The sequence below is a fragment of the Ruegeria sp. BC1 genome (genome assembly GCF_056539305.1).
On the sequence record NZ_JBQFUT010000001.1, the window covers coordinates 963464 to 976853 of the forward strand.

Below are 13390 nucleotides of genomic sequence, written 5' to 3' on the forward strand. Positions count from 1 at the left end.
ACCGCGTCACCGAAGGTTGATGCGCAACACGGCAGCGCTGGCGAAAGGTAACAGGGCAATGGTGGCGGCGGTGATGCCTGCCAGCATCAGCAGCGGGGTCTGTGTCTCCATCCCGGTGGCGCCACGGCGCGCGACTTCTGCCCCGAAAATCAAGGTTGGCACATATAGCGGCAGAACCAGCAACGATAGCAATAGCCCCCCGCGCTTGAGGCCAACAGTCAGGGCCGCGCCAAACGTGCCGATAACGCTCATCGCCGGAGTGCCGATCAGCAGCGAGACGACCAGCCACGAGAACCCCGGCACAGGCAGGTTCAGCAGGACACCCAGAAAGGGTGCGGCCAGTACCAGCGGCAATCCTGTCGTCAGCCAGTGCGCCAGCGCTTTGATCGACACAACTGCCTCCAGCGGCAGTGGCGCCGTGGCGAGCAGGTCCAGAGATCCGTCCTCCCAGTCCAGCGCCAGCAAGCGGTCCAGTGACAGCAGGCAGGCCAAAAGCGCGCCCAGCCACAGCACACCAGGCGCGATGGTCGACAGCAGCGAGGATTGCGGGCCAACCGAAAACGGCACCAGAACTGTCACGATCAGGAAAAACGCCAAACCAAGGCCAAATCCGCCGCCTGCACGGAAGGCCAGTTTAAGGTCGCGCAGCAAAAGGGCGATCACAGGAAACCTCCGTCGAAGTCGTCGATGGGTTTGGGTTTGGCCTTATTTGGGCCGACATCCAGAACCTCTCCGTCCAGTCCGAGGTCGATATGGGTGGCAATCAGGGCCGAGCCGCCCTGCCCCAGATGCGCGCGTACCGCATCGGCAAACATCTGCACCGCGTTTCGGTCCAGCGACACAGTCGGCTCGTCCAGCATCCAGATCGGCCGCCCAGTCACCAGCATCCGCGCCAGACCCAGCCGACGTTTCTGCCCCGCCGACAAGTTACCTGCATGACGATCGGATAGTTCGTTCAGCGCAAATGCGTCCAATGCGGGCTGAATACCGTTTGTGCCAAAGACTGACGCCCAGAAGGTCAGGTTTTCGACTACGGTCAGCGTCGGCTTCAACCCGTCGGAGTGCGAGGCATACGCGATCTGGTCCTCTGCCCCTTCAATCTGGCCGGCCAGAGGAGGCTGCAACCCGGCCAGTGTCCGCAGCAGAGTCGTCTTGCCGATTCCATTGGGCCCACGCAAAATCAGCGCTTTGCCGGGGTGCAAAGCAAAGCTCAGCCCCTCAAGAACGGGAACGCCGCCTCGGGCGATGGCCAGATCGGTCACGGTTAATGTCATGGGACCCGCTTATCTCATTGCTGTCAGACGCAAAAGGTGAGATTTGCCGCAGGCCCTGCGGCTGAGTCAGACCGGCAATAAGGCCAGCGCAACACGCCGCCCTTCGGACAGCAGCACGTTATAGGTACGGCACGCCGACGGAGAGTTCATGATCTCCACCCCGATCCCAGCCCCTTCCAACGTGGATCGCAGCTTGGACGGGATATGCGCCAGCTCAGGGCCTGTTCCGATGAACAGTACGTCGATGTGATCCGATAGGGCCAGCAGCGGTGCGGCATCCTCGTACCCGCCCCACCCGGTCGTTCCAGAGGGGCTGGTCAACACGGCCCCCTCGTAAACCTGCCCTCCGATGCGGAAAAACCCCGGGCCATAGCCGTCAATAGGAACTGCGTTGTTGTAGGTGATCTCATTCAGGCGCATGCCCATGTTCTAGCCCCAAAGCGGCAGGCCCGACAAGGCCGCAAGCGCAATCGCCAGATAAGCCGCCGCGCGATAGAGTTTCTCGCGCTCAGGGCGGAACAACCATCCGCCCAGCCAGTTGCCCAAAAGGTTGGGCACGGCCAGCAAAAGGCCCAATGCGGCGGTGGGCAAAGTAATCCGCTCCATCCCCATCAGAAATCCAAGGATCAGGAAATCAAAACCAAAAAGGAACAATAGGATCGTGGCACGGATGACCTCGACCGGGACCGCGCGGGACATGTAGAACAGGATGACTGCCGGACCCGGCAAGCCCGCCACGCCGCCCAGAAACCCAGCCGCTGCGCCGATTCCAGCAACCATGCCGCGCCCGACATGCCCGTGATAACGTACTCCAAGTATTAGCACCGCCAGCATCCCAAAGGCCAACAGGCTGACCGCATAGCGGAAGACCTCAGGCTCAACCTGCGTCAGCGTCCACAGTCCAACTGGTAACAGCAGCGCGCACCCCACCAATAACCGCAGCAGGTCTTTGCGATGCACCGCACGCCACGCGCTGCGGAGGTTCGGCAGTGGGCCAAAGAGATCCATGATGGTCAGGCCGATGATGGCTCCGAACGGACCAAGAAAGGGAGTGGCGATGGGAATGAAAATCAGTGCAGTGCCGAAACCGGAAAACCCGCGCACGATGCCACCTAGGAATGCGGCAAAAAGAATAACGGCCAGCCCTGTTGGGGACTGGCCGAAAATCTCAGGCGTCGATGTTTGCAAACTGGTTGCCTGCAGTGTTCGACGGCTTGGACCAATCCCGCTTCACGCCCAGCCACAACAAAATGGTCGAGGCCACAAAGACCGATGAATAGGTCCCCACGATCACACCCCAGATCATCGCAAAGACAAAGCCGCGGATCACGTCCCCGCCCAGAACATAAAGCGAGATCAGCGCCAGCAGCGTGGTAACCGAGGTCATCACCGTCCGACTGAGCGTCTCGTTGATCGAGATATTCAGAACCTCTTTCAGGTCTTTCTTCTTGTACTTCCGCAGGTTTTCACGCACCCGGTCGAACACAACCACTGTGTCGTTCAGCGAATACCCCACGATGGTCAGAAGTGCCGCGATGATGGCCAGATCAAACCGGATCTGAAGTTCCGAGAAGATGCCGATGGTCAGGATCACATCATGCACCAGCGCAGCCACAGCACCCAGCGCGAACTGCCATTCGAAGCGCAGCCAGATGTAGACCAGAACTGCTCCGATCGCCAAAACCACAGCGATCACGGCGGTCTGGATCAATTCGCCCGAAACCTTGGGGCCGACGGATTCGACCGACACGAATTCAATATCCGGTGCTGCGACCTTCAGCGCTTCTTCCACAGCTGTGACAATCGAGGCCGACACCGACTCGGCGTCTTCTTGCGCCTGAATGCGGATCATTGCGACGTTTTGGTCCTCACCAAAGGTCGGATCGAAAATTTCAGTGATCGTCACATCACCTAATTCCAGCGGAGCGATGGCGTCACGGTAGGCCCCAACGTCAATCTCTTGCGCGCTTTCAGTTCGGATCGTCGTGCCACCACGGAAGTCGATGCCGAAATTCAGTCCTTGCAGCATGAAGGATGTGAACGCCACAACCATCATCAGCGCCGATATACCCAGCCAGACTTTCCAGCGGCTGAAGAAATCGAACGAGGTGTTTTGCGGTACGAGTTTCAGTCTCATGTCAAACCTCGATCATTTTTGGACGGCGGCGTTCGAACCACATCACGATCATCAGGCGGGTCACGAAGATCGCCGTGAAGACCGAGGTCAGAATACCCAAGCCCAGCGTGATTGCGAAACCTCGTACCGGTCCGCTGCCCATGGCAAACAGGATGACGGCGGTGATGAACGTGGTTACGTTTGCATCCAGAATGGCTGACAGTGCCTTTTCATAGCCCAACTCGATTGCTCGCGCAGGGCCTCTGGCTGACTTGAGTTCTTCGCGTATACGCTCGAAAATCAGCACATTGGCATCCACCGCCATACCGACCGTCAGAACGATCCCCGCAATACCCGGCAGAGTCAGCGTGGCCCCGATCAGCGAAAGCAGGCCAAAGATCAGCCCCACGTTGATGATCAAAGCGATATTGGCGAAAATGCCAAACAGACCGTAGCTGAGTGCCATGAAGGTTAGAACCGCAACAAAGGCCACGATGGTCGCAACCTTTCCCGCGTCGATGCTGTCCTGCCCCAGTTCCGGTCCGATGGTGCGTTCTTCGAGGAACTCCATCCCCGCAGGCAAGGCACCGGCACGCAGCAGAACGGCCAGATTGGTGCTTTCCTCAACTGTGAAATTACCGGTGATAATGCCCGATCCGCCCGGAATATGGCTTTGGATCACGGGGGCCGAGATCACCTCGTCATCTAGCACAATGGCGAAGGGCGCACCGATATTTTCCAGGGTATAGTCGCCGAACTTGCGCGCGCCAGAGGTGTTGAACCGGAAGCTCACCGCCGGGCGGCCGTTCTGGTCGAACGAAGGTTGCGCGTCGACCAGTTCCTCACCGGTGACAACGGGGGCGGCTGCAATCGTGTAATAAACACCATCCTGATCCAGCGCTGGAACGAGTTTTTCACCTGGGCGAACCGACGCGTCAGGGTTTGTCGTCTGCCCGCCAGTGACGGAATTGAAGGTCAGCTGTGCCGTTGTCCCGATGATGTCTTTCAATTCACCTGCGCTGCCGATTCCCGGCACTTGGATCAAGATACGATCCGCGCCTTGGCGTTGGATGGTGGGCTCACGGGTGCCGACCTCGTCGATCCGGCGGCGAATGATCTCCAGCGCCTGTCGCACCGTGCGGTCGTCGGATGCAAGTTTCTCTGCCTCGGACAGTTGCACAACAACCGTGTCACCTTCGGCACGAGCCTCGATATCTGTTGCGCCAACCCCGGTCAGGGTCTGCACCTGACGGGCCAGGCCGCGCACAACCTCCAGCGCGCGGGGCATGCCTTCGGGCTGGCTGATACGAACGCGAATCTCATCGGGGGCTGACTCTTGTTTGCGGATCGTGCCAACAGTTGCGCGTTCATCCCGAAGTGCGTCGCGGACTTCGGGCCACATCGCCTCCATCCGGGATTCGTAAACATCTTCGACTTTCACTTCGGCCAACAGATGCGCACCGCCCCGTAGGTCGAGGCCCAGATTCACCAGCGAAGACGGCAGCCAATTGGGCCACTGCGCCGCTTCGGCCTGCATTTCAGGTGTATCAATGCCAAGCTCAATCGCCGCTTTGGCATCGTTGGATTGTTCAACGCGCGTATAAAACGCATTCGGCAGGGCCATGAGCAGGCCGATCACACAGACCGACCAGATCAGAACCCGCTTCCAGGTATTAATGTGCAGCATTACCCTGCCTTTTCAAGGGATTGTAAGGCGAAGTTAGTTCGCAGGTTCGGTCTTGTTCAGAACCTGCGCAATGGTCGATTTGACCACACGCACTTTCACGCCTTCGGCAATCTCGACCTCGATCTCGTTATCGCCTTCCTTGACCTTGGATACTTTGCCAATCAGACCACCTTGGGTGACGACCTGATCGCCCCGGCGCACCGCCTCGACCATGGCTTGATGTTGCTTCATCTTCTTCTGCTGCGGACGGATCAGCAGAAAATACATGATCGCAAAGATCAGGATCAGCGGGAGAAACTGGGCGATTGCGCCACCTTCCATGGGATATTCCTTTGTGTTGATGTTGCGGCACCGTTCCGCAAATTTGGCGGGAACCTATGCCCTGAGATGCGCGTTTGCAAGCGATGGCGGCGCTGTAACCCACCTGAACCCCTTCGCGTTGTCGCAAGATCAGGAAAAGCGTTGCAGATATGTCCTAGGAAGACGCCTTATCTTGGCTATAGTCGTTCATCAGGAGGAATGATGTCGATCCTATACAAACCTTTCCAATCGTTGATGCTTTTGCTGTCGGTTGTAGTATTGACGGCGTGCCTAACCACGCCCGCCGGGGCGCAGGATGCGCCTGTCGATATTGCTGAGACCGAGACAGATGAAACGGGCAGCTTCAAGGCACCGGTCATCGTGGATGGCGAAATGCTGTTCTTCCTGCGCGGGTCCAGTGCCCTGCCTGCACCAGAGCGGGCTGAAAGGGTACAAAACAGCATAATAGAAGTCGCCGAGTCATCCGAAGACCCAAGCGTTGACATCACCTTTGAAGAGACCGAGCTGGGCATACGCATCCGGGCCGACGATGTGATAGTGTCGATCGTCACCGTTGCCGATGCCGAATTGGATCAGATGGAGCTGGACGTTCTCAGCTTGCTGCACGGGGATGCCATCAAAGAGGCCATTCTTTCTTATCGCGCCAACCGAACCGAACAAGCCCGTGTCTCAGGTGCCATCGAAGCCGCAGGTTGGACATTGGGGTTTGCCGCCTTTGTCGTATTGATATTGTGGCTTCATCGCAGGATCAGGCGGCGCACGCTTAAATTGGTGAAACGCCACCTGAAGGATGTGGAAACCGCCACAGCAAAAAGCGTTCAGGCCGAAGCGATAGCCGCGCTTGTGCGATATGGACTGAATTTTGCCCTTCTGATCATTTTCTTTCTGGGCTTTTACTACTACCTCTCGTTCGTCCTGCTCGCCTTTGCCGAGACGCGGTATTTAGCGCAACTGTTGCTAACCTATCTGACCGAGCCGGTCCTGCTGATTTTCAAAGGTATCCTCAGCTATATTCCAAACATGATCATGCTGGGTCTGATCACGTGGGTCACGATGTACGTCATCAAGGGCATGCGCGTGTTCTTTGACGCGGTCGAGGCAGGCTCGTTCGATATGGGCGATTTCGAGAAACACTGGGTCAGCCCAACTTTCAACATTGCCCGGGTGGTCGTCATCCTGATCGCTTTGGTCTTTGCAGTGCCCTATATTCCCGGGTCAGATTCAGCGGCGTTTCAGGGGCTGACCATCCTGGTCGGGGCCATGCTGTCACTCGGGGCCAATTCGGTTGTATCCAACATGCTGGCAGGGTTGTTCGTAATCTACCGGCGCTCGACTTCGATCGGAGATCGCATCCAGATCGGCGATCATATCGGGGATGTGGTACAGATTAAGCTGATGGAAACGCATCTGAAGTCCATCAAGAACGAGTTGATCTCGATCCCCAATGCCCAGTTGATGAACTCGGATGTGGTTAATTTTTCAAAGAAAACAGACGGAAGCGGGCTGTTGCTGCACACAACAGTTGGGATCGGCTACGAAGAACCACCCGAAAAGGTCGAGGCGATGCTGATCGAAGCAGCCAACCGCACCAAGGGGATTAAGGCCAAGCCTGAACCCTTTGTTCTGTGGACCGCATTGGCGGATTACGCGATCAACTACCAAATCAACGGCTATACCACCCGTGGCAGCATCATCCCCAAAATCCGGTCCGACCTGCATCGCAACATCGTAGCCGTATTTAACGAGAACAACGTACAGATCATGACGCCGTCTTACATGGCCGATCCGCCCGAACCAAAGATCCCGGCTGGGGATTGGGACGGCCATTTGGCGCATGAATCAGCGGAAGACGCGGACAAGTAGACGCTTTTTCCATCGCGGCGCTACACCCTGCCATTCAGATGGTGCATAAGCGGCTTTAGTGATTCACGCATTAAGGATCTGAACCATGCACGACATCCGCGCCATTCGCGAAAACCCAGCCGCCTTCGACGCCGCCCTTGCGCGCCGTGGGGACGCGCCGGTGTCGTCAGATTTGCTGAGGCTGGACGAAACCCGCCGCGCCAAGATTCTGGCCGCCGAAACCGCTCAGGCCGAGCAGAACAAGGCCAGCAAAGAGGTCGGTGCCGCCAAGGCGCGTGGGGATGAGGACGAATTCCAGCGTTTGCGTACGTTGATGGCCGACAAAAAGGCCGAGATTGCCCGGATGCAGAACGAGGCCAAGGATCTGGATGCATTGCTATCGGATCAGTTGATCCGCATCGCCAACTTGCCGGCCGAAGACGTGCCCGAGGGCGCCGATGAGAACGACAATGTCGAGATCAATCGCTGGGGTACTCCGCGTACGCTGGATTTTACACCCAAGGAGCATTTTGAAATCCAAGCCGTTCAGAACGGCATGGATTTCGAAACAGCGGCCAAACTGTCCGGCTCGCGCTTTGTGCTGCTGTCCGGTGGCGTTGCCCGTATCCACCGGGCTTTGGCGCAGTTCATGTTGGACACGCATATCAACGAGAACGGGCTAACTGAAGTGAACGGCCCAGTTCTGGTTCTGTCTGAGATGATGCAGGGCACCGGCCAGTTGCCGAAATTCGGTGAAGACAGCTATCAGACCCGCGAAGGCTGGTGGCTGATCCCAACGTCCGAGGTTTCGCTGACCAATATCGTCAACGACTCCCTGATTGAAGAAAGCTACCTGCCCCGCCGTTATACCGCGCATTCGCTGTGCTTCCGGTCTGAGGCCGGATCGGCCGGCAAGGACACGCGCGGCATGCTGCGCCAACACCAGTTCGAAAAGGTCGAAATGGTTTCTGTCACGCATCCCGATAAATCGGATGAAGAACAGAAGCGCATGCTGAGCTGCGCCGAGGGCATTCTGGAAGCTCTGGGTATTCCCTATCGCACCGTGATCCTGTGCACCGGTGATATGGGGTTCGGCGCGCGCCGGACGTACGACATTGAAGCCTGGCTGCCGGGTCAGGACACCTATCGCGAAATCAGCTCGGTTTCGACCTGTGGTGATTTCCAGGCCCGCCGTATGAACGCGCGGTTCCGTCCGGAAAGCGGAGGGAAACCGGAATACGTCCATACCCTGAACGGGTCAGGTCTGGCTGTGGGGCGCTGCCTGATCGCAGTGTTGGAAAACGGACAGAACGCGGACGGAACCGTAACGTTGCCCGAGGTTCTAGCCCCTTACCTGGGTGGTAAGCTGACGTTGCAGCTGGATGGGTCATTGGCATAAAAAACCGACGTGACTGAGGCCCCGGCATCCCAAATGACCATAAGGCGAAGAAGGGTTACTTCTTCGCCTTCTTCTTTTTGTCACTCTTTTTGACGTCTTTCTTTTTGCCGCCTTTTTTCTTATCGGCTTTTTTCTTGTCGTCCTTTTTGGACTTTTTGTCCTTTTTGCCCTTGGCCTTCACTTTGTCTTTGGCTTTGGAAAAAGCAGCTTCCATCTCCTGAAGTTTTTTGGCTGCTTTTTCAGCTTTTGCCTTGGCTTTGGCTTTCTTACGAGCCTTGGCCTCGGCCGCTTCTTCAGCAGCTTTTTCTTGTTCGGCTTTGCGTGCCGCCTGTTCGGCTCGTTTTTCCGCAGCTGCGGCCGCCTTCGTTTTTTTGGCCACAGGACGTTTTACGGTTTTTCGGGCTGGTGCCGGTTTCGCGGCTGCGGCTTTCCTGACCGTTTTTGCCCTGGCGGCAGGCTTGGAAGCCACGGCTTCCTTTGCCGCTGAAATCAGCAATGACGCGCGGGCTGGACCAATTCGGGGGACTGTGACCAAGTCCGCAGGGTCTGCCTTGGCGATAGCCTCTGCGGTCTTGAACCCTTTGGTGGTCAACGCCTGCGCCAGCGTCTCACCTACCCCTTTAACATCAGTCACTTTGGTCATAATACGTCCTTTCCTTCTCTCCCTGACAATTTGCATATGCGCCGAAAATAAACGCCTGCAAGACGCGGTATCGATAAAACCGTCCTTTGGACTTAACCGGAGTGGGCCAGAGTGCCCGTTGCGCCATTTTTGGGAAACGGCACGAGGCGCTTGGCGTCCTCATCCCAAAGTTTCAGATTCAGTGCCGCGACGGCCTCGGGGAATTTGATCCGACGCGGTGTGAATTCAGGCGGCAAGTTGTAATGGCATGCACGCAACCGGTACGACGGAATGCGCGCGTTAAAGTGATGAATGTCATGCAGCGTAATACAGGCCACCGCATTGTCGAACCACCACCCGAAGTCCAGGGCGGACGAGCCCTGAAGCGCAGCCAGTTGCGGATCCAAATCTGGGCGACGGTCCCAGTAAGTGTCCTCGAAATTATGCTGCAGGTAAACGAGGAACACTCCCAACATCCCGCCCAGCAGGGAAAAAACCAGCCAGACCAGAATGCCCGTGACTCCGGCAATCATGTATAGAAGGCCCAGAAACACAATGATCGAGAGATTGTGCAACACAACCCCCATCACACCGAACCGGACTGTGTTCTTTGGCCAGCGGTATCGAATAAAATAAGTGAACAAGGCCCCTACGGGCACCAGAATCAACGGATTCCGGTAAAGACGGTAAAACAAACGCGTTTTCCAATTTGCCGCATTCCATTCGCGCAGGGTCATGGTGTGAATTTCACCGGTTTCGCGATGTTCCAGATTGCCGATCCCTGCATGGTGCAGATTGTGGTTCTGCTTCATCACCTCGAAGGGCGCGAAGGTAAACGGCGACAACCCATGCCCGGCCCATTCGTTCTGCTCTCTGTTTTCAAATAGAGAGTGATGGCCGCAATCGTGCTGAAGCACATAGAGACGCACAGCAGAGAACGCGAAAACAATCCCGGAGGGGATCATGACATACCAGCGGTCGACATAAGTGATCGCCAGCGCCAGTGACGCAAAGTAGACAGCAAATGTTCCAAAATAGCTGAGCGCAGCCAGCCGGTTATCCTGCACCGCATATTGCCGTGTGTATTCCCGCAAATTCATTCAGCCTGTCCCCACGTTTGGCGCAGATAATACCAATGCGAAACTAAATGCGTTCTACTCGTATTCAAGCAGCGCACGCAAAAACAAATGCACGCCGCTGAATGCTAACGCGCAGTCAGGGGCGTGTCACGCCCCCGTACTGAAAATGCAGCGAATTGGCGCAGTTACGCCCTGCCCTTGAGATGTTTTGCTAGTGCGCCTGCGTTTTTCTTACGCCGGCCTTTGTACGGGTTCTTATCACCCTGCCCACGCAATGTCAGACGGATTGGCGTACCTGGCATGTCAAAATCTTCGCGCAAGCCATTGACGAGGTACCTGGTATAGCTGGCAGGCATCTTGTCCGGGTGCGAGCACATGACCACAAAACCTGGCGGGCGGGTCTTGGCCTGAGTCATATAGCGTAGTTTGATCCGGCGACCCTGTGGGGCTGGCGGCGGGTGCTGTTCCAGCATTGCGGTAAGCCAGCGGTTCAATGCGGCCGTAGGCACACGGCGGTTCCAGACATCATGGGCGCGCAGAATGGCCGCGCGCAGACGCTCCAGACCCCGGCCCGTCTTTGCCGAAACCGTAATCAACGGCGCTCCGCGCAATTGCGGCAGCAACCGTTCGAACGATTCCTTCAAATCGCGCAGCTTTTCCTGCTTGTTCTCTTCCACATCCCATTTGTTGATGGCAACGACGACGGCGCGACCTTCGCGCTCGGCCAGATCCGCGATGCGAAGATCCTGTTGCTCAAAGGGGATGGCCGCATCCAGCAGAACCACCACGACTTCGGCGAATTTCACAGCACGCAACCCGTCCGAAACCGAAAGCTTCTCGAGCTTTTCCTGCACTTTGGCCTTTTTGCGCATACCAGCCGTGTCAAAGATGCGCATAGGTGTGCTGTCCCCGTCCGGGTCTGCCCAGTCGATCCGCAGACTGATCGCGTCACGGGTGATCCCGGCTTCGGGACCAGTCAACAATCGGTCTTCGCCGATGATCTTGTTGATCAGAGTGGACTTGCCCGCATTCGGACGCCCCACTACAGCCACCTGCAATGGCTTTGCGGCCGTAATCAATGGGGTTTCGCCTTCACCATCCTCATCCAGCTCGATGTCCGTCGCCGGGGCGTCGTCTACAGCCTGTTCCTCGGCGGCATCGGCCAGTGGCATAAGCTGAGCGTAAAGGTCGGTCATCCCCTCGCCATGTTCGCCAGACAATCGAACCGGCTCACCCAGACCCAGATTGTAGGCTTCAAGCACCCCTGCGTCGGCCGCGCTACCTTCGGCCTTGTTGGCGGCAAGGATCACGTGTTTGGAACGCTTACGCAGGATTTCAGCGAACATCTCATCGGTGGGGGTCAATCCCACACGTGCGTCGATCATGAACAGGCAAACGTCGGCCATATCCACCGCGCGCTCAGTCAATCGACGCATGCGGCCCTGAAGGCTGTCATCGGTTGCATCCTCCAGACCCGCCGTGTCGATCACGGTAAAGCGCAGATCCCCCAGACGCCCTTCGCCCTCACGCAGGTCACGCGTCACGCCGGGCTGGTCGTCGACCAAGGCCAGACGTTTACCCACAAGGCGATTGAACAGAGTGGACTTGCCCACATTCGGGCGCCCCACGATGGCGAGGGTCAGCGACATGATACTCAACTTTCAAGACTCAGACGCGCCCTTTAGCGCATCTTGTCGTCAACGGAAAGCGTGTAGATCACCTTTGGCCGACACGACATACAAGGTCTGTCCGGCAACGACCGGAGCTGTTGTGGCTCCGCCGGGCACTTCAACCTGATGAACCAACGCGCCGTTGACGGGGTTGAAGAACCGCAGGTAACCGTCATTCGAGGCGATCACGATCCGACCACCGGCAAGGATCGGGCCATAATGCGCAAAGATCGGCCCCCGGCGGTTCGGTTTGTCTTTTACAAAGCCCGGCAGGTCCTGCGCCCAGACGATGGATCCATCCGCAGTGTTCAGCCGCACCAGCTGGCTACGGTCGCTAATCAGGAAGATACTGTTGCCCGCTGGCCAGACCGTATCAACAGCACCCTCGTCAGCGGTCCAGATACGTTCACCCGAACCGGCGTCGAATGCCACCGTGCGGCCCGAATGGTTACCGATGTAAATTCTGTCACCCACAACCATAGGCCCGCCGGTCACATCAACGATCTGCGCCGCCGCACGCCCTCGGCGCCCGCCAGCAACCGACGCGTTCCACCGCCGAATACCACCCCGACGGAAGGTCGCCGCAATATCGCCGGAACCAAACGCAAAGACCGCCAAATCCGACGCGATCACCGGTGCCGGAGCGCCCAGAACATTACCCACGCTCGGCGTGCCTGGAATCTGCCAGGCGATGCGGCCATCCCTAGCGTCAACGGCCCAACCCGTTTCGTCCCCAGCAACTAGGTACAGCAAACCGTCTTTTACCAGCGGCGCACCACTGCCGGTCGCATTCAAACGTTTCTGCCATTTGATGCCGCCCGTTTTCCCATCCAGGGCGGTCAGACGTCCAAATCCCGAAGATACGTAGAGAACGCCATCCGCATAGGCCATCCCGCCGCCTGTTGCGTCCGAGTCTCCATCGCTTGCCGGAATTAGGTTTGTGCTCCAGGCGACTTGCCCTTGTGGCGTCACTGCCGAAACCGTGGCCCCGGAATCCAGCGTATAAATCAGACCTCCGGCAACAACCGGTTCGGCGGTAATACGTTGTTTACGGGAATCCCCGCTGCCAATGGATGTTGACCAGATACGTTGCGGCGTTGTGCGCAACGACGCGTTGGCTGTTCGGAATGCCGGGGTACCCGCACTTTGCGACCAGCTGGCGTTTGCTTTTTGTGCCGGCAGGCTGATTGGCTTCGAACCCTGCGTTTCCAAGGTTTCCGTATCGGCCGCAGGACGGATATCTTCACGCGCGCCGGGCAGGATGACTTCGGGCTCTTCACAGGCGGCCAGCACAGTCAAAGATATTGCCGCGACCGACAATCCAATGCGGGGAAAAAGACTTGTCACCATGATACTCCGAACTCGCCTGTCAATGTTTCC

At 57.5% G+C, this 13390-nt stretch carries 13 protein-coding genes; 2 read left to right on the forward strand and 11 right to left on the reverse strand.

Annotated features, from left to right (window positions below; genetic code table 11):
- Window positions 1-6: 6 nt before the first annotated feature.
- From ccmB to yajC, 7 genes are all read right to left on the reverse strand, one after another.
- Window positions 7-663, reverse strand: coding sequence for a heme exporter protein CcmB (ccmB, locus tag ACR0IY_RS04830; protein WP_480670776.1), 657 nt, complete (start codon window positions 661-663; stop codon window positions 7-9).
- Window positions 660-1274 (reverse strand): heme ABC exporter ATP-binding protein CcmA, encoded by a 615-nt coding sequence (ccmA, locus tag ACR0IY_RS04835; protein ID WP_480670778.1) that lies wholly within the window; start codon window positions 1272-1274, stop codon window positions 660-662. The genes ccmB and ccmA overlap by 4 nt, the downstream gene beginning before the upstream one ends.
- A 66-nt stretch (window positions 1275-1340) precedes the next feature.
- The gene (locus ACR0IY_RS04840) at window positions 1341-1694 is read right to left on the reverse strand and encodes an Mth938-like domain-containing protein (protein WP_480670780.1); all 354 of its coding nucleotides are present in this window, start codon (window positions 1692-1694) and stop codon (window positions 1341-1343) included.
- 9 nt (window positions 1695-1703) lie between these two features.
- Window positions 1704-2462 (reverse strand): TSUP family transporter, encoded by a 759-nt coding sequence (locus ACR0IY_RS04845; protein WP_480670782.1) that lies wholly within the window; start codon window positions 2460-2462, stop codon window positions 1704-1706.
- A complete protein-coding gene (secF, locus tag ACR0IY_RS04850; protein ID WP_480670784.1) occupies window positions 2443-3411 on the reverse strand; it encodes a protein translocase subunit SecF in 969 nt (322 codons plus the stop codon). Before secF ends, ACR0IY_RS04845 begins: the two co-directional genes overlap by 20 nt.
- A gap of 1 nt (window position 3412) precedes the next feature.
- Entirely contained in the window at window positions 3413-5077 is a 1665-nt protein-coding gene (secD, locus tag ACR0IY_RS04855; protein ID WP_480670786.1) for a protein translocase subunit SecD, read from the reverse strand.
- Window positions 5078-5110: 33 nt separating this feature from the next.
- The gene (gene yajC / locus ACR0IY_RS04860; protein ID WP_480670788.1) at window positions 5111-5398 is read right to left on the reverse strand and encodes a preprotein translocase subunit YajC; all 288 of its coding nucleotides are present in this window, start codon (window positions 5396-5398) and stop codon (window positions 5111-5113) included.
- Between the two features lie 201 nt (window positions 5399-5599).
- Between yajC and ACR0IY_RS04865 the strand changes: the two genes are divergently transcribed.
- The gene (locus tag ACR0IY_RS04865; protein ID WP_480670790.1) at window positions 5600-7261 is read left to right on the forward strand and encodes a mechanosensitive ion channel family protein; all 1662 of its coding nucleotides are present in this window, start codon (window positions 5600-5602) and stop codon (window positions 7259-7261) included.
- An 85-nt stretch (window positions 7262-7346) separates the two neighbouring features.
- Window positions 7347-8639 carry a serine--tRNA ligase gene (serS, locus tag ACR0IY_RS04870; RefSeq protein ID WP_480670792.1) on the forward strand — a complete coding sequence of 431 codons (1293 nt, stop codon included), beginning with the start codon at window positions 7347-7349 and terminating at the stop codon, window positions 8637-8639.
- Between the two features lie 55 nt (window positions 8640-8694).
- Here the strand turns inward: serS and ACR0IY_RS04875 are convergent, their stop codons facing one another.
- The 4 genes from ACR0IY_RS04875 to ACR0IY_RS04890 form a co-directional block, all read right to left on the reverse strand.
- A complete protein-coding gene (locus ACR0IY_RS04875) occupies window positions 8695-9282 on the reverse strand; it encodes a helix-hairpin-helix domain-containing protein (RefSeq protein ID WP_480670794.1) in 588 nt (195 codons plus the stop codon).
- Window positions 9283-9374: 92 nt separating this feature from the next.
- Entirely contained in the window at window positions 9375-10361 is a 987-nt protein-coding gene (locus ACR0IY_RS04880) for a fatty acid desaturase (RefSeq protein WP_480670796.1), read from the reverse strand.
- A gap of 164 nt (window positions 10362-10525) precedes the next feature.
- Window positions 10526-11989, reverse strand: a complete 1464-nt coding sequence (der, locus tag ACR0IY_RS04885) for a ribosome biogenesis GTPase Der (RefSeq protein WP_480670797.1) — start codon at window positions 11987-11989, stop codon at window positions 10526-10528.
- 48 nt (window positions 11990-12037) lie between these two features.
- On the reverse strand, window positions 12038-13360 hold the full coding sequence (locus ACR0IY_RS04890; RefSeq protein WP_480670799.1) for a PQQ-like beta-propeller repeat protein: 1323 nt from the start codon (window positions 13358-13360) through the stop codon (window positions 12038-12040).
- Window positions 13361-13390 lie beyond the last annotated feature (30 nt).